This window comes from Mesorhizobium sp. M0019, assembly GCF_040323975.1.
Lineage (GTDB): Bacteria > Pseudomonadota > Alphaproteobacteria > Rhizobiales > Rhizobiaceae > Mesorhizobium.
On record NZ_JAMYVK010000005.1, the window covers coordinates 135,914 to 158,182 of the forward strand.

The window sequence follows — 22,269 nt, forward strand, 5'->3', positions numbered from 1 at the left end:
CGGTCAGGAGCGCGGCCTGTTCTTTTGCGGGTCGTAATGGGCGAAGGCGACGACGCGCGCCGGCAGCCGCTTGCTGTGGCCGTCGAGCTTGCCGATCTCGACCTCGGTGCCGATCGCCGAATGCGCGACGTCGAGCCTGGCCAGCGCGATGGTCTTGTTCAGCACCGGCGAGCGCATGCCGGAGGTGACGACGCCGATCTGGGCCCGGCCGACATGCACGCAATCGCCGTGGCCGACCGCGATATTGGCGTCGATGTCGAGGCCGACCAGCTTCTTCTGCGGGTTTTCCCTGCGCCGGATCAGCGCCTCGCGGCCGATGAAATCGTCGCTCTTGGTCTTCAGCGGTACGGTGAAGCCGATGCCGGCCTCGAACGGATCCGTCTGGTCGGAAAACTCGTGAGCAGCAAAGATCAGCCCGGCCTCGATGCGCACCATATCGAGCGCCTGCAGCCCCATCGGCTTCAGGCCGTGCGGCTGGCCGGCCTGCCAGATCGCGTCGAAGACCTTTTCGGCGTCGCGCGGATGGCACCAGATCTCGTAGCCGAGCTCGCCGGTGTAACCGGTGCGCGAGACAACGACCGGAATGCCGTTGCCGCCGCCGATGCGGGCAACGGCGAAACGGAACCATTCGAGTTCGTCGATCGACGGCTGCAGCGGCGAGGTCCAGATGATCTGCCGCAGGACGTCGCGGCTTTTCGGCCCCTGCACGGCAACATTGTGCATCTGGTCGGTCGACGAGCGCACCAGCACGTTGAGGCCGAGCTTTGTCGCCGTCTCGCGCAGCCATTCGCCGGATAGATCGTCGCCGCCGACCCAGCGGAAATTATCCTTGCCGAGCCTGAGCAGCGTGCCGTCGTCGATCATGCCGCCATGCTCGTAGCACATGGCGGAATAGACGACCTGGCCGACGCCGAGCTTCTTGATGTCGCGGGTCAGCGTGTATTGCAGCAGCGCCTCGGAGTCCGGCCCGGTGACCTCGAACTTGCGCAGCGGCGACAGGTCCATGATCACGGCGTCCTGCCGGCAGGCCCAGTATTCATCGATCGGGCCTTGCCTGGCGAAGGAATTGGCCAGCCAATAGCCCTTGTACTCGACGAAGTTGCGGGTGTGCTTGGCAAAGCTCGAATGAAAGGCGGTCTCGCGGGTCATTTTCGGTTCCGAATCGGGCGTCATGCGTCTGGCGATCGCTCGCGAGAATTTGTGCTGGCCGGGATAGGTTCGCACATGGATGTCGGTCAGGTTCCAGCCATTGGCCGGCGTCGTATCGTCGGGGCAGGCGGACGAGACGCAGACGATGTCCGTGAGCGCCCTGAGTAGCACATAGTCGCCCGGCCGCGACCACGGCTCGTCCGATACCACGACGCCATGCGCGTCGATGGCCGTGTTGAAGAAGAAGTTGATCGCCATCCAGCCGGCGCGAGGCGTGACACCCTTGTCGGCCAGCGCGTGGTTGAAATTCTCCGAGCAGTTGGGATGGCCGGGATAACCGATGTCGTCGTAATATTTGGCCGCGCAGGCGAGCGCGAATGCATCGTGGCGGCCGCAAGTGTCCTGCACAACCTCGACCAGCGGCTCCATGTCCTGGTCGTAGTATTTCGAGTGCAGACCGGGCATCGGATAGCTCGAACCCATCAGCGTGCGCGTCGTCGTCACGTCGAGCGGATGATCGCGGCCCTTGTCCAGCTTGCGCGCCGAAAAGCACTGGAAGTCGGTGCATTGGCGCCCGTCGACATCGATGATCTGCAGATAGTCGCCCGCCTTGACGAAGTAGGCCTCCGCCGTCGCCGAATGGACGCGCAGGTCGAGCACGGGATCGGCCAGCGGGTCGGCAAGCCTGGATTTCGCCGCAGGGCGGATGGTGGCGCGGCGGACGATGACGCTAAGCGGCGTCGCCGTATCGTGGCCGTCGACCAGCATCGGCCCGCCGGGCGCGGCAATCAGCATCGACCCATCGCGGGCGACGGTAAAAGCCTGTTCGGTACCGGCAGGGGTGGCGCCGCCGAAAACGCGAACCGCCTTCGCCTGGTCGAGCTGCACCTGGCGCCGCTCGAGCCCCCGGCGCAAGGATGCGAGGCTGTCGTCGCCTTCGGCCAGCAGCGCCTTGATGCCGGCGGCATTGCTGTTCGATTTCTCGCCGAGAATGCCGGGATCGGTCGCGTCGCTGCTGTCCCATGCCAGCAGCTCGCAGGCCTGCCCGCCCTCGACATCGCGCACGGTGACAATGTCGCCGGCCTCGACCTCGATCAGCATCGCGCCATTGCCCTGAACCGAGTAGCGCTCCATCCCGGCCGGCAGCGTAATCTGGCCTGGCCGCAGGATCAGGCTCGGCCGGGGCGGTCCGGCGACGACGGGGTAGGGCGACTGGCTCATCTCAACCTTGGTTTCGAGAAACAAGTTTGCCTGTGTGTGAAATTATTTTAGCGGGAAGAATAGGATAGAAGAGCCGGAGTTGGCAAGTGAAGGCGGCGCGCGCGCCTCTTCCTTCTCTCCTTGTGGGAGAAGGTGGATCGGCGCGCAGCGCCGAGACGGTTGAGGGGTGTTGGACGGAGTGCCGTCATAGCCAAGCTGGAGCACCCCTCATCCGACCGAGCTTCGCTCGGCCACCTTCTCCCACAGGGGGAGAAGGGAAGGTGGCGCACAATCCTACCCCAATTCCTCGGAATGCCCGATCTCGACGCCATACTCGGCGGCAGCGTCCAGCATCGTATGCCACAGGCTTTCCGCGAAGGTGGCGAACACCAGAAGATTGAACACCGCCTGTCCGTCCGGCCGGTCATTGCCACGCCAGAGATTGATGCTGGTGTGATCGACCGAGGTCGCCGCAGCGGTGCCGGCCGGGAACGCCGCGGGGTGCAGGTCTAGCGACGACAGTTTGGCCAGCATCGCGCGCGCCTTTTCTCCGGAAACGCTGATCAGCGCGCGCGCATGCGACTGGTCGGACAACGAGGCGGATTGCGCAAACGCCTGGCTCAGCGGTTCGCTCGGGTGCTTGCCGCCATTGGACAGGACCAGGAACTGATCCGGTCCCGACCAGATCAGCGTAGCGTCGGGAGTTTGGGTCGCCTTGGGCGTTTCCGGGGCGGCAACGCCGAAGCGGGTTTCGGCGGCCTTCCCCAGTTCTGCCGCTTTGCCGCGCCGCGCCATCACCTGGATCAGGTCGAAATTGCGGATCTCGGTGAGCGATACGCCGGCCGCCGTGCCGCGCGCGCCATAGGCGCCGACAACAAGCGCTTTCTCCAGCGGACTGCGGGCAATCCAGGAAAACTCAGCCACGCTGGCGCCCTCCATCCGGATCGTAGAAGACGGGACTGCACAGCTCGACGTCGTAGTCTTCGCCGCGTAGCGGATCGTGCGCATGGACGATCTCGCCGATGCGCTCGCGGCCACGCTCAACAAGCGCCAGCCCGATCCACTGGTCGAGCATGGGCGAGAAGCAGACCGAGGTGACGTAGCCCTGGTCGTTATCGGGGCCGGGCGTCTCGCCCTTCGGAATGATATGCGCGCCGGAGCGCAGGCGGCGCGTCTTGTCGACGGGCTTGATGCCGACGACGACCTGCCGGTCCGGGGCAATCAGCGCCTCGCGGCCGGCCATGACGCGGCCGATGAAATCTTTTTTGGTCGACATCATCTTGCCAAGGCCGAGGTCGGCGGCCGTCGTCGTGCCGTTCAGCTCCGGTCCGGCGACATGGCCCTTTTCGATGCGCATGACGCCGAGCGCCTCGGTACCGTAGGGCGTAACGCCGAACGGCTTGCCGGCCAGCATCAAATTGCGCACCAGCGCCTCGCCGTAGCGGGCGGGAACCGAAATCTCGAACGCCATTTCGCCCGAAAACGAGATGCGGAACAGCCGCGCCTTGATGCCACCGCGAAGCGCAACTTCCCGCGCCCCCATGAAGGGAAAGCCTTCGTTCGACAAATCCTCCGCCGGATCGACCATTTCCCGAAGCAGGTCCCGGGTCTTCGGCCCGGCGATCGAGAATTGCGCCCACTGGTCGGAGACCGAGGTCAACTGCACGTCGAATTCCGGGAACAGCACCTGCCGGCAGAATTCGAGATGCTGCATCACCAGCCCGGCCTTGGCGGTGGTGGTGGTCAGGAAATAATGATCCTCGGCCAGCCGCGACGTCGTGCCGTCGTCATAGACGATGCCGTCCTCGCGCAGCATCAGCCCGTAGCGGGCTTTGCCGACGGCGAGACTGGAGAAGGTGTTGATGTAGACGCGGTCGAGAAAGGCGCCGGCATCCGGGCCGTGCACGTCGATCTTGCCGAGCGTCGAGACATCGCAGAAGCCGACGCCGGAGCGCACCGCCTTGACCTCGCGGGTGACCGATTCCAGCCAGTCCTTTTCGCCGGCGCGCGGATACCATTGCGCCCGCTTCCACAGGCCGGTGTCGACGAACACCGCGCCCTGTTCGGCTGCCCAGTGATGCGACGGCGTCAGCCTCGTCGCATGGAAGTCTTCGTCGCGATGATGGCCGGCGAAGGCGCCGATGGCGACCGGCACATAGGGCGGGCGGTAGATCGTCGTGCCGGTTTCGGGGATCGATTTGCCGCTGATTGCCGCCATGATGGCGAGACCGGCGACGTTCGAGGTCTTGCCCTGGTCGGTGGCCATGCCGAGCGTCGTATAGCGCTTGAGATGCTCGACCGATTCGAAACCTTCGCGCTGCGCCAGTTCGATATCGGACGCGGTCACGTCATGCTGGTAATCGACGAAGGCTTTCCCTTTGCCGGCCACATACCAAAGCGGCGTCAGCGAAAACGCCTCGCTGTCGGCGACCGGCGATGTGCCGGCATTGCCGCTGCGTCCAGCACCCTGCGCTGCCGCAGCACCCGCGGCAAAGCCCTGGCGCAGGCAGTCGCCCAGCCCGAAGGCGCCGTTGGCGGCGCCGACGGCCACCATGCCGGGCGGCGCACCATCCGGTACGAAGGCTGCGATATCGTCCTGCCATTTCGGCCGGCCGCGATGATAGGAGGTCAGCCCGACCGCCGGATTCCAGCCGCCGGACACGGCAAGCCCGTCGACTTCGACTTCCGCCCGTGCGCCGCCGGTCAGCGCCACCACGATTTTCCGGAGCCCGTCCTTGCCGCCTTCGACCCCGCTGACCGAGCCGTTGAGCACGGCAAAGCCGCCTTTGGCGGCAAGCGCGCGATGCGCGGCGGAGACGTCCGGGCGCGCATCGACGACCGCCGCGATCTGCAAACCGGCGCCAAGCGCGATCTCGACCGTGCGCCAGCCATCCTCATTGTTGGTGAACAGCGCGATCCTCTTGGCAGGGGTAACCGCGTAGCGCGCGACATAAGTCCGCATAGCCGAAGCCATCATCACGCCCGGCGTGTCGTTACCGGCAAAGACGATCGGCCGCTCGATGGCGCCAGCGGCAACAATTGAGCGCTTCGCCACGATCCGCCACAGCCGCTGGCGCACCTGGTGCTCGGGCGGCGAGGGCAGGTGGTCGTTGACCCGCTCGATCGCGCCATAGGTGCCGCCATCATAGACGCCGAACAATGTCGTGCGGGTCATGATGCGGACATCGGGCAGTGCGGCGAGTTCGGCCAGCGTGCGCGTAATCCATTCGGCCGCCGGCGCGCCGTCGATCATGCCGCCGTCGGCGAGCAGGCGGCCGCCAAGCGCAAAATCTTCCTCGCACAGGATGACGCGGGCGCCGCCGCGCCCAGCCGCCAATGCCGCAGCCAGCCCGGCCGGGCCGGACCCGGCAATCAGCACGTCGCAATGCGCCCACGCCTTGTCGTAATGGTCGGGATCGGCGACGCCTGCAGCGCGGCCGAGGCCGGCGGCGCGGCGAATCGTTGGCTCGTAGATCGTTTCCCAGAATTTCGCCGGCCACATGAAGGTCTTGTAGTAGAAGCCGGCGACGAAGATCGGCGCGAACAGCTGATTGACCGCCATCAGGTCGTGGCGCAGCGATGGCCAGCGGTTCTGGCTGGCGGCTTCGAGCCCGTCATAGAGTTCGGCCGTGGTCGCCTTGGTGTTCGGCTCGCGCCGCGCTCCGCTGCGCAATTCGACCAGCGCGTTGGGCTCCTCCGAACCAGCGGTCAGGATGCCGCGCGGCCGATGGTATTTGAACGAGCGGCCGACCAGCTTGACGCCATTGGCGATCAGCGCCGAGGCCAGCGTGTCGCCTTGGAAGCCGGCAAAGCTCTTGCCGTCGAAGCGGAAGGCCAGCGGTGCGGCGCGATCGATGAGACCGCCGCTCTCCAGCCGGTGTGTCTGCGCGGGGCCAACCATCAGGCCCCAACCTCGGCGGCACCAACGCCTGCAGCCGGTTCGACCGCCGAAATCTCATGCGTCAGCGTGTTGCGGGCGACTTTCAGCCAGGCCCGGCAGCCGCCGCCATGGTACCAGTATTCGCTCATCGGCCCGGCGATGTTGTCGCGCAGATAGACGTAGTCGAAGACCTCGTCTTCGGTGGCGCCGGCCGCCGGACGCGCCGGCTTGGCGTCGCCCAGATAGGTGAATTCGCCGAGTTCGCGTTCGCCGCAGAAGGGACAGACAATGCGCATGCTTCTTCAGCCAGCCTTCAATGCAGGTTCGGTTGGGCGCCCTGGCCCTTTTCGTCGATCATCGCACCTCGCCGGAAGCGGTCGAGACGAAAGCGAGTAGCCTCCTTGTGCGGCTCGTCGCGCGCCAGCAGATGGGCAAAGACCAGGCCGGAGCCGGGCGTCGCCTTGAAGCCGCCATAGCACCAGCCGGCGTTGAGATAGAGCCCGTCGACCGGTGTTTTGTCGATGATCGGCGAGCCGTCCATCGACATGTCCATGATGCCGCCCCACTGACGCAGAAGCCGTATCCGGCCGATCATCGGCATCAGCGCCATGCCGCCTTCGCAGACGTCTTCCATGACAGGCAAATTGCCGCGCTGGGCGTAGGAATTGTAGCCGTCTATATCGCCGCCGAAGACCAGGCCGCCCTTGTCGGACTGGCTGACGTAGAAATGCCCGGCGCCGAACGTCATGACATTGGGGATCAGCGGCTTGATCGCCTCGGAGACGAAGGCCTGCAGCACATGGCTTTCGATCGGCAGCCGTATGCCGGCCATCGCCGCGACGCGCGACGAGGAGCCGGCGACCGCCATGCCGACCTTGGCCGCGCCGATCCTGCCGCGGCTCGTCTCGACACCGGTCACCTTGCCGTTGGCGTCGCGGACAAAACCGGTCACTTCGCAGTTCTGGATGATGTCGACGCCGAGCGCGCTCGCCGCATGCGCATAGCCCCAGACCACGGCATCGTGGCGCGCCGTGCCGCCGCGCCGCTGCAAAAGCCCGCCCTGCACCGGAAAGCGCGCATTGTCGAAGTTCAGGAACGGCATCATCTTCCTGACCGCGGCGAGGTCGAGCAGTTCGGCATCGATGCCGTTGATGCGCATGGTGTTGCCGCGCCGCGCATATGCGTCGCGCTGCGCGTCGGAATGGTAGAGATTGATGACGCCGCGCTGGCTGACCATGGTGTTGTAGTTGAGGTCCTGCTCCATCCGTTCCCACAGCTTCATCGAAAGCTCGTAGAAACCGGTATTGCCGGGCAGCCCGTAATTGGAGCGGATGATGGTGGTGTTGCGGCCGGCATTGCCGGAGCCGATCCAGCCTTTTTCCAGCACCGCGACATTCCTGATGCCGTATTCGCTGGCGAGGAACCATGCCGTCGCCAGGCCATGGCCGCCGCCGCCGATGATCACCACGTCGTAGTGGCTCTTCGGGCTGGCGTCGCGCCAGGTGCGCTGCCAGTTCTTGTGGCCGGAAAATGCCGCCCGGGCGAGGGAGAAGATCGAGTATTTCATGAACCTGTTTCGCGCCGGGCGTGCAACAATTCCGGATCAGATGTCGAGCGTGTGGTCGCGCTCCCACTGGGTGAAGTGGGAAGCATAGGAATTCCATTCCTGCTGCTTGAGCTTTAGATAGGCCGACGAGAATTCCTCACCCAGCGCCGCCTTGAGCGATTTGTCGTTGTCGAACTCGCGCAACGCGTCGAGCAGGTTGAGCGGCAGCTTCGGCGCGCCCTCGACCGTATGGCCGAACTGGTACATGTCGATATCGTAGCGCCTGCCGGGGTCGGCCTTCGAGCGGACGCCGTCAAGGCCGGCGGCGATGATCACCGCCTGCAGCAGATACGGGTTCGCCGCGCCGTCGGGCAGGCGCAGCTCGAAGCGGCCGGGGCCGGGTACGCGCACCATGTGGGTGCGGTTGTTGCCCGTCCAGGTCACCGTGTTCGGCGCCCAGGTGGCGCCGGAGATGGTGCGCGGTGCGTTGATGCGCTTGTAGGAATTGACCGTCGGGTTGGTGATGGCGGCAAGCGCGGACGCATGTTTCATGATGCCGCCGAGGAAATTCCTGCCCTTGGCCGACAGGCCGAGCTCCATCGCATTGTCGGCAAAGACATTGGTCTTGCCGTCTTTGTCCCACACCGAGATGTGCGCATGGCAGCCATTGCCGGTCAGGCCCTGGAAGGGTTTAGGCATGAAGGTTGCGCGCAGGCCGTGCTTTTCGGCGACCGATTTCACCATGAATTTGAAGAAGGAATGCTTGTCGGCGGTCGCCAGCGCATCGTCGAAGGCCCAGTTCATCTCGAACTGGCCGTTGGCATCCTCGTGGTCGTTCTGGTAGGCGCCCCAGCCGAGCGCCAGCATGTGGTCGCAGATCTCGGCGATCACATCGTAGCGGCGCATCACCGCCTGCTGGTCGTAGCAGGGCTTCGACGCCGTGTCATATTCGTCGGAAATCGTCTTGCCATCCGGCGAGATCAGGAAGAATTCGGCCTCGACGCCGGTCTTGATGTGCATGCCGTCGCCAGCGGCCTCCGCGATCAACCGCTTCAGCGTGTTGCGCGGCGCCTGCTCGACCGATTTGTCGTCCATGATGCAGTTGGCGGCGACCCAGGCGACCTCCGGCTTCCAAGGCAACTGGATCACCGAGGCCGGATCCGGCACCGCCAGCATGTCGGGATGCGCCGGCGTCAGGTCGAGCCAGGTGGCAAAGCCGGCAAAGCCGGCACCGTCCCGCTGCATGTCGGCGATCACCTGCGCCGGCACCAGCTTGGCGCGTTGCCCACCGAACAGGTCGGTGTAGGATATCATGAAATATTTGACGCCCTTCTCCTTGGCGAAGGCGGCGAGATCGTTCCCCATTATAGTTCCTCGCTTACTGGCATTTGGTTTGTTTTAGAAGCCGTTCTTGCCCGGTATCCAGTTGGTGCCGGCCAGCGGCACGCCGGCCATGGCGGCGGCTTCGATCGTCAAGGCGACAAGATCCTCGGGCTCGAGATTGTGCAGGCTGTTCTTGCCGCAGGCGCGTGCGATTGTCTGAGCCTCAAGTGTCATCACCTTAAGATAATTCGCCAGCCGCCGTCCGGCCGCAATCGGATCGACCCGTTTCATTAGCTCGGGATCCTGCGTGGTGATGCCGGCCGGGTCGCGACCCTCGTGCCAGTCGTCATAGGCGCCGGCGGTGGTGCCGAGCTCGTTGTATTCCGCCTCCCAGCGCGGGTCGTTGTCGCCGAGCGCGACAAGCGCTGCCGTGCCGATCGACACCGCGTCGACGCCCAGCGCCAGCGCCTTGGCGACGTCGGCGCCGTTGCGTATGCCGCCGGAGACGATCAGCTGCACCTTGCGGTGCATGCCGAGATCCTGCAGCGCCTGCACCGCCGGCCTGATACAGGCAAGCGTCGGCTGGCCGACATTTTCAATGAACACTTCCTGGGTCGCCGCAGTGCCGCCCTGCATGCCGTCGACGACGACGACATCGGCGCCCGATTTCACCGCAAGCGCGGTATCGTAATAGGGCCGCGCGCCGCCGACCTTGACGTAGATCGGCTTTTCCCAGTCGGTGATTTCGCGCAGTTCGAGGATCTTGATCTCGAGGTCGTCCGGCCCGGTCCAGTCGGGGTGGCGCGAGGCCGAGCGCTGGTCGATGCCTTTCGGCAGCGTGCGCATTTCGGCGACGCGGTCGGAGATCTTCTGGCCGAGCAGCATGCCGCCGCCGCCTGGCTTGGCGCCCTGGCCGACGACCACCTCGATCGCGTCGGCACGGCGCAGATCGCGCGGGTTCATGCCGTAGCGCGACGGCAGATACTGGTAGACCAGCGTCTTCGAATGGCCGCGCTCTTCCTCGGTCATGCCGCCGTCGCCGGTCGTCGTCGAGGTACCCGACAGCGTCGCGCCGCGGCCAAGCGCTTCCTTGGCCGGCCCGGACAGCGAGCCGAAGCTCATGCCGGCAACGGTGATCGGGATTTTCAATTCGATCGGTTTTTTCGCATAGCGCGAGCCGAGCACGACGCTGGTGTCGCAGCGCTCGCGATAGCCTTCGAGCGGATAGCGCGAGATCGAAGCACCGAGGAACAGAAGGTCGTCGAAATGCGGCAGCTTGCGCTTGGCGCCGGCGCCGCGGATGTCATAGATGCCGGTCGCCGCGGCGCGGCGGATCTCGGAAAGCGTGTAGTCGTCGAAGGTCGCGGATTTGCGCGGCGTCGTCGGCGGGTTGCGATAGGTCATTGAGCCTCAATACGCGTCGGCGTTGTCGATATTGAAATTGTAGAGGGTACGAGCCGAGCCATAACGCTTGAACTCCGCCGCCTTGACGCCGGTCACACCGGCGCGGTCGAGCAAGCCTTGCAGCAATTCGAGATGCTCGGGCCGCATCTCCTTGGCGATGCAGTCGGCGCCGAGGCTTTCGACCTTGCCGCGCACGAAAAGCCGCGCCTCGTAGATGGAATCGCCGAGCGCATCGCCGGCGTCGCCCAGCACCACGAGGTTGCCGGACTGCGCCATGAAGGCCGACATGTGGCCGATATTGCCATGGACGACGATGTCGATGCCTTTCATCGAGATGCCGCAGCGCGACGATGCGTTGCCTTCGATGACGAGCAACCCGCCCCGGCCGGTGGCGCCGGCATACTGGCTGGCATCGCCTTTGACGACGATCTGGCCGGACATCATGTTCTCGCCGACGCCGGGCCCGGCCGAGCCATGCACGGTGATGGTGCCGCCGTCGTTCATGCCGCCGCAATAATAGCCGACGCTGCCGCGCACATCGATGGCGACCGGCTGGTCGACGCCGACGGCGACCGAATGGCTGCCTCGCGGGTGGAGCACCTCCCAGGCGGTCTCGTTCGAACCGGGCGCCAGATCGTGCAGCGCCTGGTTGAGCTCGCGCAGCGACATTTCGGCCAGGTCGAAGACCCGCGATGCCTGGCCCGGCTCGCGCGCGGCCTTGGAGAGGTTGCCCGTATTGAAGGCATTGCTTGCCGGCATTGGTTCAATGCTCCCAGAAATAGACGGTTGCGGGCTCGGGTTCCCAGACCTTCGCATTGTCTATGCCGGGCAGTTTGGTGAGCGCACGATATTCCGAGCCGAAGGCGACATACTGGTCGGTTTCGGCCATTACGGCGGGTTTGCAGGCGATCGGATCGCGCACCACGCCGAAGCCGTTCTTGGTGCCGACGACGAAGGTGAAAAAGCCGTCGAGATCGCTCAGCGTGCCTTCCAGCGCCTCGCCCAGATTCTTGCCATGCGCCATCTGCGAGGAGAGATAGGCGGCAGCGACCTCGGTGTCGTTCTCGGTCTCGAATGTCATGCCTTCGCGGATCAGCTCGCGGCGGACATTGTTGTGGTTGGACAGCGAGCCATTATGCACCAGGCACTGGTCGGCGCCGGTCGAGAACGGATGCGCGCCCATCGTCGTCACCGCCGATTCGGTCGCCATGCGGGTATGGCCGATGCCGTGGGTGCCGGTCATCTCGCGGACGCCGAAACGGTCGACGACCGCTTCGGGCAAGCCGACTTCCTTGTAGATTTCGACGACGTCGCCGGCGCCCATGATGCGGATGTCGGGGCGCAGCGTCTGGATCGCCTCGCGCGCTTCGTCGATCTTGGCAGGCGTCGTCCGGACCACCGCATGCGTCGACTTCGCAGCAATGCTCACCGGCGCGCCGATTGCCTTGGCGAGTTCGGCGTCGAGGCCGCGGAAATCGCGCTCCGGCTTGGCCGACTGGATGGTGATCTTGGCTTCACTGGAGGGCGCGCCATAGATGGCGATGCCGGCGCTGTCGGGACCGCGATCGCTGAGCGAGATCAGCATCTCCGACAGCATCGCGCCAAGCTGGGGCTCGAGCGACTTGTCCTTCAAAAACAGTCCGACGATTCCGCACATGTCAGCCTCCGCGAGTTCGTTCCCTCCGAGATGTATCGAATGAGTCCCGAGAATTCAATTGGTATGAAAAAAATTTTCCTGTCGTTATATTTCGGCTGAGGCGCCGCCGGCCGCACTATCGCCGCGCTGGCCGCCATTGTGAGCCCATTTGGCATAGCGGATGCGGGCGATCTTGTAGGCATCCAGGATCGATAGGGCATAGATCAGGAAGCCGCCGGCATGGCGGCCGACGAAGCTGGCATCGGGCGGCGCGATCTTGGCGGTGACCCAGGCGAGGATCACCATGAAGAACAGAAATTGCAGGCCGCGCACCGGCACGCCGAGCACGACATGCCCGCTCGCCGGCAAGACGATCGCAGCGCCCAGAACCAGATAGGGGCTCGGTGGTGCGGGGGAGGTGGTGATCTGGCTGGTCATGCCGCTTGCCGTTCGCTTTGATTGATGGCATCGCGCAGCGCCGAAGCCGACGACAGCAGCCTCTCGATCAGCACCGGATCGAGCCTGACCGTGCCGAATTCGGCTTGCCGGAATACGCCGTAACGCGCGCGCTCGGCCTCGGCCAGAAGCCAGACGATGCGCACGCCGTTCGGCGTGATCAGCAATTCCTTGGTGCGCTCCTCGGCAAAGATATCGAGGTGGCCGGCGATGATGGCTTCGGGGAAGCGCACGCCCTTGCGGTCGCTCCGCAGCACCGCCTCGGCCGGAAACCCCGCCGCCTTCGGCAGCGGATGGACGAGATGATCGAAATTGGAAAAAGTCGTCGGCGATCCCGGCCGCATCATCATATCGAAAGTGCCTGGTATCGCGACCTTTTCGGTGATCGAAACGCTCAGCCAGCGCGCCGGCAGCTTCCTGATCGCCAGCGTGTCGACGATGGTCCGCACCTGCACCCGCCGGCCGTTCCACGAGCCGGCGAAGGTAACGACGCCGGCAGTGCCGTCCGAGATGTTGGCCACGTCGGGGATGACGGCGCGGACGCCGGCTTCGTCGGCGGCAAGACCGGTCGAAGCCTTGGCGCGGCTGGCCCGCGCAAGCCAGGCTATATGGAGGACGAGAGCCAGGGCAACCGCCCCGGCGAGCAATGCTGAGATCACCTAACGCACCTCGTCACGCAAATGCCCGCCCAGACCGGGCGCGCCGTCAGTAGCCCTGCGGCTTCGGCCACGGCATGGTGAACTGGGCACCACGGCGCACGAATTTGTAGCGGTAGAAGTGGAACCACAGCGAGATCAGGAAGTAGAAGGCGACCATGGCGATCAGCTGCGAGCCGAAGCCGAGGAAGATCGCAAAGAAGGTGACGACGCAAAGGCAGAACAAGACGATCGCCGGCAGCGGATGGAACGGATGGGTGTAGCCGCGGCGGATCGAGCCGAGCGGCCACTTTTTCCTGAACATGATGATGTTGATGCTCATGAAGGTATATTGCAGCACGCCCGACAGGATCGAGAAGGTGATCGCCTGGTTGAGGTCGGCGATGAAGGCGAAGGCGAGCGCGATCGGCAGCAGAAACAGGATCGAGCGATAGGGCGTGCGGTATTTCGGATGCACCGCCGAGAACCAGGTCGGCAGATAGCGGTCGCGGCCGAGCGAAAACCAGGCGCGCGCGGCGTCGTTGATGCAGCCATTGGCGGAGGCGAGCGCGGCAAGCAGCGTCGCGATGAACAACAGGTTTTCCAGCAGCGCACTGCCGGTCAGTTTGCCCGCGTCCCACAGCGGATAATAGGTGATGCCGAGATATTCCCAGGGCATCAGCGAGGCGCAGACATACCAGGTCATGGCGGCGGCGATCAGAAGCGTGATCATGCCGGCCATCGTGCCGTAGGGCAGCGAGCGCGCCGGCGAGCGCACTTCCTCGGCGGCCTGCGTGGTGCCCTCGATGCCGAGATAGTACCAGATGCCGAACTGGAAGGCGGCGATGACGCCGATCCAGCCATAGGGCAGGGCGTTGCCCGGGGTCACCAACTCGTTCAGCTTGAGCACGGCGCCTTGCGTCCACGGGCTGACCGAGAAGAACAGGATGACGATCGAGACATAGGCTATCGCGGTGATGACGAAATTGACGTTGAGCGTCATCAGCACGCCGCGATAGTTCAGCCATGCCAGCACGACGATTGTCGCGGCGATGAAGGAATTGTGGTTGAGGCCCTCGACGCCGGCCTTGGCGACGATGGTGTCGCCGAGCAGGATCGCGTCCGACACTTCGAGCATGGTATAGGCAAAGACCAGGAACAGCGCGACGTTGAAGGCCATCAGCGGCCCGACAATGTGCTTGGCCTGGGCATATTGGCCGCCGGCGGCGGCAACCGTCGAGGTAACTTCGGAATCGATCATCGCGACCGACGTGTAGAGCAGCCCGACGATCCAGCAGACGATCAGCGCCGCCAGCGCGCCGCCCTTGTCCGCCGCGAAATTCCAGCCGGTGAATTCGCCGACCAGAACGATGCCGACACCGAGCGCCCAGACATGGGCGGGGCCGAGCACCCTGAGCAGTGAAACCCTGTCGCCTTGCACTTGCACCGCTGGTTCAGCCGTGATCGTCATCGTTCAATCCCCCACTCAGATCCGGTGTTTTTCGGACACGGCTTCAAGTTCGCCTTCCCTGGACGAGGTCAGCATCTCTTCGGAATAGGTCGTGTCGATCTTGAACCAGTCGTAGAGCATCCACAGCGCGAGCACGATCGAGATGCCCCAGCATGCGTAAGAGAGTGCCACCCACATGACGATGCTTCCCTATCTATTTGTCGCCGAACTTTTCGTCGATGACGTCGCGGTATTCGCGGTCCGATGCGCGGAACAGAAAGATGAAATAGCCGATCAGCACCGCCGCCATGATGATCAGCGTCGGCCAGTCGATGATGTAGTGGAACCGGTTCTGGATGACGTCGTGCGCGGTTTCCGGCGTGTAGCCGAGCTTTTCCCAGATCGAGGCCATGGTCGGGTTTTGTCCGAGCGCTTCCCACGTCTTGGCGTCGAGCGCGTCGATGGATTTTGCCGCCCCTGCCAGCCCTAGTTTCAGCGGCAGCCACAGCGCGACGAAAATCGCGACCACGACGACGGCGATATCGAAAACCTGTCCGGCCTTGCTCTGTTCGGGCGGTGTATAGCGGGCCATGCGTCTCCCCCTCAGGACTTGCGGTTGCGGTAGGCGTCGGCATTCTTGATGTCGAGGCCGTAGATGAAGTCCTTGTCTTCCTTGTAGTGGTTGACCATCGCCAGGATCGCCGCCGTGTTGAAGATCAGCACGGCGGCGGCGGCGACCGCGACGACGAGCTTGATGCCGGCGTCGGGGACGTATGGCCATGTCATGAACAGGACAAAGAGGATCGTCGCCCACAGGCAGACGATCAGGAGCATGGATCCACGCACGTCGGAACGGTACAACGCTTCCACGCGCTGTTGCAGGTCGGACATCGGCTTTCCCCTTTTCAACGCCGGTCCGGATTGGCCGGTCATTGCCCTCTTTCAAGAGAGTGAAATTTTTTTCATAAAATCCGGCCGAATTCTGGAATTGTCAAGACGATTTTACGCGACGTTAACCGTTTGTTTGGGCTCGCCGGATTTGCCTGACAATGAAATTATTTGCTTACGGGTATTGCAGGCTCCCGGCGTTTGCGGTCAATATTCAAGGCAACGCTCCCGCCTGTGTGCAGGGAGCAGGGGAAAGCAAAAAAGTTTCTTTCGAACGGAGGACAGCGGATGACGGCATCCTGGAGATTTTCGACGCTTGCGGACCGCCATCGCGCGCTCGGCTCGAAGCTCGAGGACTGGAGCGGCATGGGCACCGCCTGGACCTACGACAAGGACGCCGACGAAGAGTATATCGCCATCCGCACCAAGGCCGGCCTGATGGACGTGTCCGGCTTGAAGAAGGTCCACATCACCGGGCCGCACGCCTCGCACCTGATCGATCTGGCGACGACGCGCGACGTCGAAAAGATCTATCCCGGCAAGTCGGCCTATGCCTGCATGCTCAACGAGGCCGGCAAGTTCACCGACGACTGCATCCTCTACCGCACCGGCCCGAATTCCTGGATGGTCGTGCATGGCTCGGGCACCGGCCATGAAGAGCTGCAGCGCGCTTCCGTCGGTCGCGACGTGTCGCTGCGCTTCGACGACAATCTGCACGATCTTTCGCTGCAAGGCCCGACCGCCGTCGATTATCTGGCAAAGCATGTGCCCGGCATTCGCGACCTCAACTATTTCCACCACATGCAGACGCAGTTGTTCGGCTTTCCGGTGATGATCTCGCGCACCGGCTACACCGGCGAGCGCGGCTACGAGATATTCTGCCGTGGCCAGGACGCCGGAACGATCTGGGACAGGATCCTCGACGAGGGCAAGAGCGCCGGCATCATCCCGTGCCGCTTCACCACGCTCGACATGCTGCGCGTCGAGAGCTACCTGCTGTTTTACCCCTACGACAATTCGCAGAAATACCCGTTTGAGAACGAAGGCCCGGGCGACACGCTGTGGGAGCTTGGTCTCGACTTCACCGTCAGCCCCGGCAAGACAGGCTTTCGCGGTGCCGAGGAGCACTATCGCCTCAAGGGCAAGGAGCGCTTCAAGATCTTCGGCGTGCTGCTCGAAGGCAAGGAGCCGGCCGACGAGGGCGCACCGGTCTATCGCGACGGCAAAAAGGTCGGCGTGGTGACCTGCGCCATGTATTCGCCGCTGGTCAAAAAATCGATGGGCATTGCCCGGCTCGACGTCGACTGCGCGGTGCAGGGCACCAGGCTCGAGATCCGCAACAAGAGCGGCGCCATCAGCGCAATCGCCGAGCCGCTTCCCTTCGACGATCCGAAGAAGACCAAGCGCACGGCGAAAGGCTGAGGCATACTGCGGGTATGGCAGCGAAAAGCATCATCTTTTCATAGCGGATGCAGAGGGAGCGCTGGCGATTGCCGATCTGGCCGCCAAGGCACCGGCGGATTTCTTCGGTGGCGCCCACATCATCTTCATTCCCGGCCGCGACGCCAAATACGCCGATGCGCTCGAAGCCCTGAAGCCGACACAGTTCTACCTCGGCCATTCCTTCGCCAGTGCCCTGCCGCGGCTGAAGCAGACGCTGGCCAACGCGCATATGGGCCTCAGGCTCTACCTTGCCGGCACCGAAGGGCTGATCGGCCAGGCCATGCAGGCGGCGCTGGAAGCCGGCATCGACCACACCTCGGTTCAGACCGAGCATCGCGGCTCGCTGGCGCGCCGCATGCAGTGCGTCCATTGCAAGGGCATCACCGAGAACGTCACGACGCAGCCGGCGACCTGTTCGCATTGCGGCCTCTTGCTTCTGGTGCGCGATCACTATTCGCGGCGCCTCGCCGCCTTCCAGGGCGTCTGCATCAACGCCGAGGACCGCAGCGAAATTCCTCCGATCGAGGAGGTCTTTCGATGAGCACCGGCACCACCAAGCTCGATGTCGTCGTCAGCGATGTCGTCCCGGTCAACGAACTGGTGACGCGCTTTCATTTCCGCAGGCGCGACGGCGAGCTTTTGCCGACCTTCTCCGGCGGCGCCCATGTCGTCGTCGAGATGCGCGATGGCGAACGCACCAGGCTCAATCCCTATTCGCTGATGGGCTCGCCGCTCGATACCCGCGAATACACCATCTCGGTGCGCCGCGACGACGCCGGCCGCGGCGGCTCGCTTTTCATGCACAGGCAGGTCAGGCCGGGCACGGAGATGGTGGTCAGCTATCCCGTCAACCTGTTCTCGCTCGATCTGCGCGCCAGGAAGCATCTGATGCTGGCCGGCGGCATCGGCATCACCCCGTTCATGGCGCAGACCGCGCAGCTGGCGGCGGAAGGCGGCAATTTCGAATTGCATTACACCTGCCGCACCGCCTCGCTCGGCACCTATGCCGACCTGCTGAGAGAGCGCTACGATCGCCGGGTCAGGCTCTATCACGACGACCGCAACGAGCGCGTCGATCTCGACCGGCTGCTGTCGTCGCAGCCGCTCGGCACGCATCTCTATGTCTGCGGCCCGTCCGGCATGATCGGCTGGGTGCGCGAGCGTGCCGCGGCGCTCGGCTGGCCTCACGAGACCGTGCATTTCGAGCATTTCGCGGCCCCGCAGCCCGGCGCGCCCTTCGACGTGACGCTGGCGCTCAGCGGCAAGACCATCCGTGTCGACGAGCAGCAGAGCCTGCTCGAGGCGATCGAGGCGGCCGGCGTCGATCCGCCCTATCTCTGCCGCGGCGGCGTCTGCGGCCAGTGCGAGACCAACGTCATTTCGCATGACGGCAAATTCATCCACAACGACCACTGGCTGAGCGAGGAAGACCACCGTTCGGGCTGCAAGATCATGCCCTGCGTGTCGCGCTTCGAGGGCCGGTCGCTGGTGCTGGAAAGATAGGAGGCGAGCTTGGGCATCACCTTTCGCAAGGAAACGTTCCGCGACGACTTCACCTTCAGGAACAGCCCCGAGCACATCAGGCGGTTCCCGTTCCCGTTCCATGAAGACAGCTACATGTATGCCGTCAACATCGAGCCGCATGTCGTCGGGCCGAAGGGCAGCGTGCTGGAGAATTTGATCGACGTCGACGAGCACTATGTCGCCGAGATGCAGGACCGCGCTTTGGTGCTGGCCGAGGATCCGCTGCGCTGCCAGTCGCTGCCGCACATGACGCTGGCCGGCTGGGATCTGCTCGAGCTTTTGATGGAGCAGCAGGCGCTGGGCTATCCCGAGCATTTCACGCTGACGCGCGATGGCGACCGCTGGCGCTGGATCAACCGGCCGCTCGGCATCGACGACAGCTTCACCTTCGGCGACGTCTCGACGCTGCCCTATGGGCCGATGGAATACATTACCCGCCAGAGCCAGGGCGATTTCTGCATCCTCGACCAGCGCGACGGCAATCTGTGGATGGATGCCGGCATGGTCACCACCCAGGCCGACTGGTCGCTCGATTTCGACATCGGCATGAACTTCTTCGAATGGCACGCGCCGGTGCCGCTGGCGCATGAGAAGGGCATCTTCGTCCGGGCGCTGAAGTTCCTCACCAACATCCAGCAGGGCAAGCCGGCGCGCCGGCTGAACTGGACGATGACCATCAATCCGCGCCTCGATACCAGCCCGGAAAATTACCACAAATGGGGTCCGGACCGCGCCACGGTGACGCCGGAAAATGTCGGCGACAAGGTTCATCTGCGCGTCGAGCTGCAGAGCTTCTGGCGGCTGCCGCGCTCGAATGCGATCGTCTTCCCGATCCGCTGCTACCTGATCAAAATGGACGAGCTGGTGACGCAGCCGAAATGGGCAAGGCGGCTGCACCGCGTCATCCGCGACCTTCCCGACGAACTCGCCGCCTACAAGGGCCTGACGCGCTACCGCGCGACGCTGGTCGAATGGCTGTCGAAGCTGGATGACGGGAGTGCGACGTCGCCGGGGTTTGGGCCGGATTAAGGTTCTGTTTGCGAGGTTCGCGCTGCCCGTCAAGCTGCCAATCTCCCCCCAAGAGGGGGAGATGCCCGGCAGGGCAGAGGGGGCGCCGTAGAGCGCCGGCCTTCCCACAATGCCCACTCCACCGCTTCGGCGAAGATCACGACGCGCCAGCCAGCCCAGCCACAATCACGATATGCTGGCAGACATTATCGATATCGCGAATGTCATCGCGGTTCGCCCCCCTCTGTCCTGCCGGACATCTCCCCCTCAAGGGGGGAGATTGGATGTCACCTCAGCTTTCGCTAATCACCAACGCTGCAAAAGAGGCGCCGTCGGCGAAGCTGCCGATCTCCCCCACGAGGTCCACAAGGGGCGAGATCGAACTCTCACCCCGCGCTCTGCGGGTAGCAGATGATCGACAGATAGCGCATCGGCAGGACGCTCAGCACTTCCGGTCCGTGCGGCGCATCGGCGTCGAAGAACAGGCTGTCGCCGGGCTTCATCGGGTAGAGATTGCTGCCGTGCCGGTAAACCACCTCGCCCTCGAGCATATAGAGGAATTCCATGCCCTCGTGCTGGAAGGTCGGGAACACGTCGGAATCCTCGGTCAGCGTGATCAGATAGGGTTCCACGACGACGCCGCTGGTGTTGGAGCCGATATGGCCGAGCAGATTGTACTGGTGGCCGGCGCGCGTGCCACGGCGCTCGACGTCGAGGCCTTCGCCGGCCTTGACGAAGACGGCGCTGCGCTCTTCCTCGAAGCGGCGGAAGAAGGCGGTGACGGGAACGCCGAGCGCCCGTGACAGCGCCTGCAACGTGGTCAGCGATGGCGAGGTGATGCCGTTCTCGATCTTCGACAGCATGCCAAGCGAAATGTCGGTGGCGGCAGCCAGATCGGCGACCGTAATGCCGAGCTTCTTGCGGAAGGCCCGCACCTCGCGGCCGATCGCGACCTCCAGCACTTTTTCGCGGGTGTCGCGAATGGCGTGCGGGTTCTGGGTGAGCGGCGCGCGTATCTTGCGCGGATCGATTGCAGCGACCGACGGCTTGGCTTTGGCGGCGACGACGGCCGCAGCGGGCTTTAGACTGGATGCTTTTTTCGCCATTTCGCCACCCCGGACCTTGCTGATTCATTTCACTCACGGTGAACATATTCGGTGCCGATACAGAAGCGCAACTGCTACGGCAAGCCACTTGTGGCGAATTGTCAGCGGTCCGGATTTCTCCCGAGGTTGGGCGTTGCGTGGAAACCCAGTCCGATGACACGAGGGTTTCGCGACAAGCCCTGTTGACAGCATCGAAGGGGCAATTACTGTCCTGTCAGTGAAATTTGTTTCGTTAGGGAAATGAGATCGGGAGGCCCGCAATGAAAGATCGTGTTGCCGTCATCGGAGCCGGGCCGTCCGGCATGGCCCAGCTCAGGGCCTTCAAGTCGGCCGCCGACAAGGGCGCCGATGTTCCCGAGATCGTCTGCTTCGAAAAGCAGTCCGACTGGGGCGGCCTGTGGAACTACACCTGGCGCACCGGCCTCGACGAGCACGGCGACCCGGTGCACGGCTCGATGTACCGCTATCTCTGGTCGAACGGGCCGAAGGAATGCCTCGAATTCGCCGACTACACCTTCGAGGAGCATTTCGGCCGGCCGATCGGCTCCTATCCGCCGCGCGCCGTGCTGTGGGACTACATCAAGGGCCGCGTCGAAAAATCCGGCGTGCGCCAATGGGTGCGCTTCAACAGCCCGGTGCGCATGGTCACCTTCTCCGAAACAAAAAAAAAATTCACCGTCACCGCGCATGACCGCACCAACGACATCACCTATTCGGAAGAGTTCGACAATGTCGTCGTCGCTTCGGGGCATTTCTCGGTGCCCAACGTTCCCTATTTCGAGGGCTTTTCGACCTTTAACGGCCGTATCCTGCACAGCCACGATTTCCGCGACGCCATGGAATTCAAGGGCAAGGACATCTTGATCATCGGCCGCTCCTATTCAGCCGAGGACATCGGCTCGCAATGCTACAAATACGGCGCCAGATCGATCACCTCCAGCTACCGCTCGAAGCCGATGGGCTTCAAATGGCCGGAGAACTGGAAGGAAGTGCCGCTGCTGCAGAAGGTCGTCGGCAAGACCGCTCATTTCAAGGACGGCAGCACCAAAGAAGTCGACGCCATCATCCTGTGCACCGGTTATCTCCACTCCTTCCCGTTCCTCACCGAGGATTTGAAGCTGAAGACCGCCAACCGTATGTGGCCGGACGGGCTCTACGAGGGCGTCGTCTGGGAGAAAAACCCGAAGCTGTCCTATATCGGCATGCAGGACCAGTTCTACACCTTCAACATGTTCGACGCGCAGGCCTGGTTCGCCCGCGACGTCATCATGGGCCGCATCAAGCTGCCCTCGGCCGAAGCGATGGCCGAGCACGGCCGGAAATGGCGGGCACGCGAAGAAACACTTGAAGACGCCGAGCAGATGATCTGGTTCCAGGGCGACTACACCAAGGAGCTGATGGAGCAGACCGATTATCCAGGCTTTGACGTGGAGGCTGTCAATCAGACCTTCATGGAGTGGGAGCACCACAAGGCGCAAGACATTATGGGCTTCCGCGACCACGCCTATCGCTCGCTAATGACCGGCACGATGGCGCCGTTGCACCACACGCCCTGGCTGCAGGCGATGGACGATTCAATGGAGAGCTATCTCGAGGTGAAGGGCGTGGCGGCGGAGTAGCA

Annotated in this window: 21 protein-coding genes; 5 read left to right on the plus strand and 16 right to left on the minus strand. The window is 63.8% G+C overall.

What is annotated here, in order from left to right; translation table 11 throughout:
• Positions 1-3: 3 nt before the first annotated feature.
• The 15 genes from NKK47_RS06070 to NKK47_RS06140 all read right to left on the minus strand — a co-directional run bounded on the left by NKK47_RS06070 (position 4) and on the right by NKK47_RS06140 (position 15,570).
• The gene (locus NKK47_RS06070; RefSeq protein ID WP_352575610.1) at positions 4-2,370 is read right to left on the minus strand and encodes a trimethylamine N-oxide demethylase; all 2,367 of its coding nucleotides are present in this window, start codon (positions 2,368-2,370) and stop codon (positions 4-6) included.
• A 273-nt stretch (positions 2,371-2,643) separates the two neighbouring features.
• Positions 2,644-3,273: a sarcosine oxidase subunit gamma gene (locus NKK47_RS06075; RefSeq protein WP_352575612.1), complete on the minus strand. Its 630-nt coding sequence runs from the start codon at positions 3,271-3,273 to the stop codon at positions 2,644-2,646.
• Positions 3,266-6,250: a sarcosine oxidase subunit alpha gene (locus NKK47_RS06080; protein WP_352575614.1), complete on the minus strand. Its 2,985-nt coding sequence runs from the start codon at positions 6,248-6,250 to the stop codon at positions 3,266-3,268. Before NKK47_RS06080 ends, NKK47_RS06075 begins: the two co-directional genes overlap by 8 nt.
• Positions 6,250-6,525: a sarcosine oxidase subunit delta gene (locus NKK47_RS06085; RefSeq protein WP_352575616.1), complete on the minus strand. Its 276-nt coding sequence runs from the start codon at positions 6,523-6,525 to the stop codon at positions 6,250-6,252. The genes NKK47_RS06080 and NKK47_RS06085 overlap by 1 nt, the downstream gene beginning before the upstream one ends.
• A gap of 17 nt (positions 6,526-6,542) precedes the next feature.
• A complete protein-coding gene (locus tag NKK47_RS06090; RefSeq protein ID WP_352575618.1) occupies positions 6,543-7,796 on the minus strand; it encodes a sarcosine oxidase subunit beta family protein in 1,254 nt (417 codons plus the stop codon).
• 36 nt (positions 7,797-7,832) lie between these two features.
• Entirely contained in the window at positions 7,833-9,140 is a 1,308-nt protein-coding gene (gene glnT, locus NKK47_RS06095) for a type III glutamate--ammonia ligase (protein ID WP_352575620.1), read from the minus strand.
• A 33-nt stretch (positions 9,141-9,173) separates the two neighbouring features.
• The gene (locus NKK47_RS06100; protein WP_352455205.1) at positions 9,174-10,502 is read right to left on the minus strand and encodes an FMN-binding glutamate synthase family protein; all 1,329 of its coding nucleotides are present in this window, start codon (positions 10,500-10,502) and stop codon (positions 9,174-9,176) included.
• 6 nt (positions 10,503-10,508) lie between these two features.
• Positions 10,509-11,171, minus strand: coding sequence for a GltB/FmdC/FwdC-like GXGXG domain-containing protein (locus NKK47_RS06105; protein ID WP_245274607.1), 663 nt, complete (start codon positions 11,169-11,171; stop codon positions 10,509-10,511).
• A gap of 94 nt (positions 11,172-11,265) precedes the next feature.
• On the minus strand, positions 11,266-12,159 hold the full coding sequence (locus NKK47_RS06110) for a class II glutamine amidotransferase (RefSeq protein WP_023673986.1): 894 nt from the start codon (positions 12,157-12,159) through the stop codon (positions 11,266-11,268).
• Between the two features lie 84 nt (positions 12,160-12,243).
• The gene (locus NKK47_RS06115) at positions 12,244-12,576 is read right to left on the minus strand and encodes a hypothetical protein (RefSeq protein ID WP_352575622.1); all 333 of its coding nucleotides are present in this window, start codon (positions 12,574-12,576) and stop codon (positions 12,244-12,246) included.
• Positions 12,573-13,253, minus strand: coding sequence for a hypothetical protein (locus NKK47_RS06120; protein ID WP_352569366.1), 681 nt, complete (start codon positions 13,251-13,253; stop codon positions 12,573-12,575). Before NKK47_RS06120 ends, NKK47_RS06115 begins: the two co-directional genes overlap by 4 nt.
• A gap of 46 nt (positions 13,254-13,299) precedes the next feature.
• Positions 13,300-14,700 carry an APC family permease gene (locus tag NKK47_RS06125; RefSeq protein WP_292653875.1) on the minus strand — a complete coding sequence of 467 codons (1,401 nt, stop codon included), beginning with the start codon at positions 14,698-14,700 and terminating at the stop codon, positions 13,300-13,302.
• Positions 14,701-14,715: 15 nt separating this feature from the next.
• The gene (locus tag NKK47_RS06130) at positions 14,716-14,877 is read right to left on the minus strand and encodes a hypothetical protein (RefSeq protein WP_023673991.1); all 162 of its coding nucleotides are present in this window, start codon (positions 14,875-14,877) and stop codon (positions 14,716-14,718) included.
• Positions 14,878-14,893: 16 nt separating this feature from the next.
• Entirely contained in the window at positions 14,894-15,271 is a 378-nt protein-coding gene (locus NKK47_RS06135) for a hypothetical protein (protein ID WP_352452523.1), read from the minus strand.
• Between the two features lie 11 nt (positions 15,272-15,282).
• On the minus strand, positions 15,283-15,570 hold the full coding sequence (locus NKK47_RS06140) for a hypothetical protein (protein WP_023673993.1): 288 nt from the start codon (positions 15,568-15,570) through the stop codon (positions 15,283-15,285).
• Positions 15,571-15,855: 285 nt separating this feature from the next.
• Here NKK47_RS06140 and NKK47_RS06145 point away from each other — a divergent pair, with 285 nt between their 5' ends.
• From NKK47_RS06145 to NKK47_RS06160, 4 genes are read left to right on the plus strand one after another with little or no spacing between them, the layout of a single operon-like run.
• Positions 15,856-16,989 (plus strand): aminomethyl transferase family protein, encoded by a 1,134-nt coding sequence (locus tag NKK47_RS06145; protein WP_352575624.1) that lies wholly within the window; start codon positions 15,856-15,858, stop codon positions 16,987-16,989.
• Complete coding sequence (locus tag NKK47_RS35175; RefSeq protein ID WP_502904975.1) at positions 16,955-17,551, plus strand: dimethylamine monooxygenase subunit DmmA family protein; 597 nt, start codon at positions 16,955-16,957, stop codon at positions 17,549-17,551. The genes NKK47_RS06145 and NKK47_RS35175 overlap by 35 nt, the downstream gene beginning before the upstream one ends.
• Positions 17,548-18,513, plus strand: a complete 966-nt coding sequence (locus NKK47_RS06155; protein ID WP_352575626.1) for a PDR/VanB family oxidoreductase — start codon at positions 17,548-17,550, stop codon at positions 18,511-18,513. Before NKK47_RS35175 ends, NKK47_RS06155 begins: the two co-directional genes overlap by 4 nt.
• Positions 18,514-18,522: 9 nt before the next feature.
• Entirely contained in the window at positions 18,523-19,563 is a 1,041-nt protein-coding gene (locus tag NKK47_RS06160) for a heme-dependent oxidative N-demethylase family protein (RefSeq protein WP_352575628.1), read from the plus strand.
• Positions 19,564-19,928: 365 nt separating this feature from the next.
• Here the strand turns inward: NKK47_RS06160 and NKK47_RS06165 are convergent, their stop codons facing one another.
• Positions 19,929-20,648: a helix-turn-helix domain-containing protein gene (locus tag NKK47_RS06165; RefSeq protein ID WP_352452528.1), complete on the minus strand. Its 720-nt coding sequence runs from the start codon at positions 20,646-20,648 to the stop codon at positions 19,929-19,931.
• Between the two features lie 260 nt (positions 20,649-20,908).
• Between NKK47_RS06165 and NKK47_RS06170 the strand changes: the two genes are divergently transcribed.
• On the plus strand, positions 20,909-22,267 hold the full coding sequence (locus NKK47_RS06170) for a trimethylamine monooxygenase (protein ID WP_352575630.1): 1,359 nt from the start codon (positions 20,909-20,911) through the stop codon (positions 22,265-22,267).
• Positions 22,268-22,269: the final 2 nt, after the last annotated feature.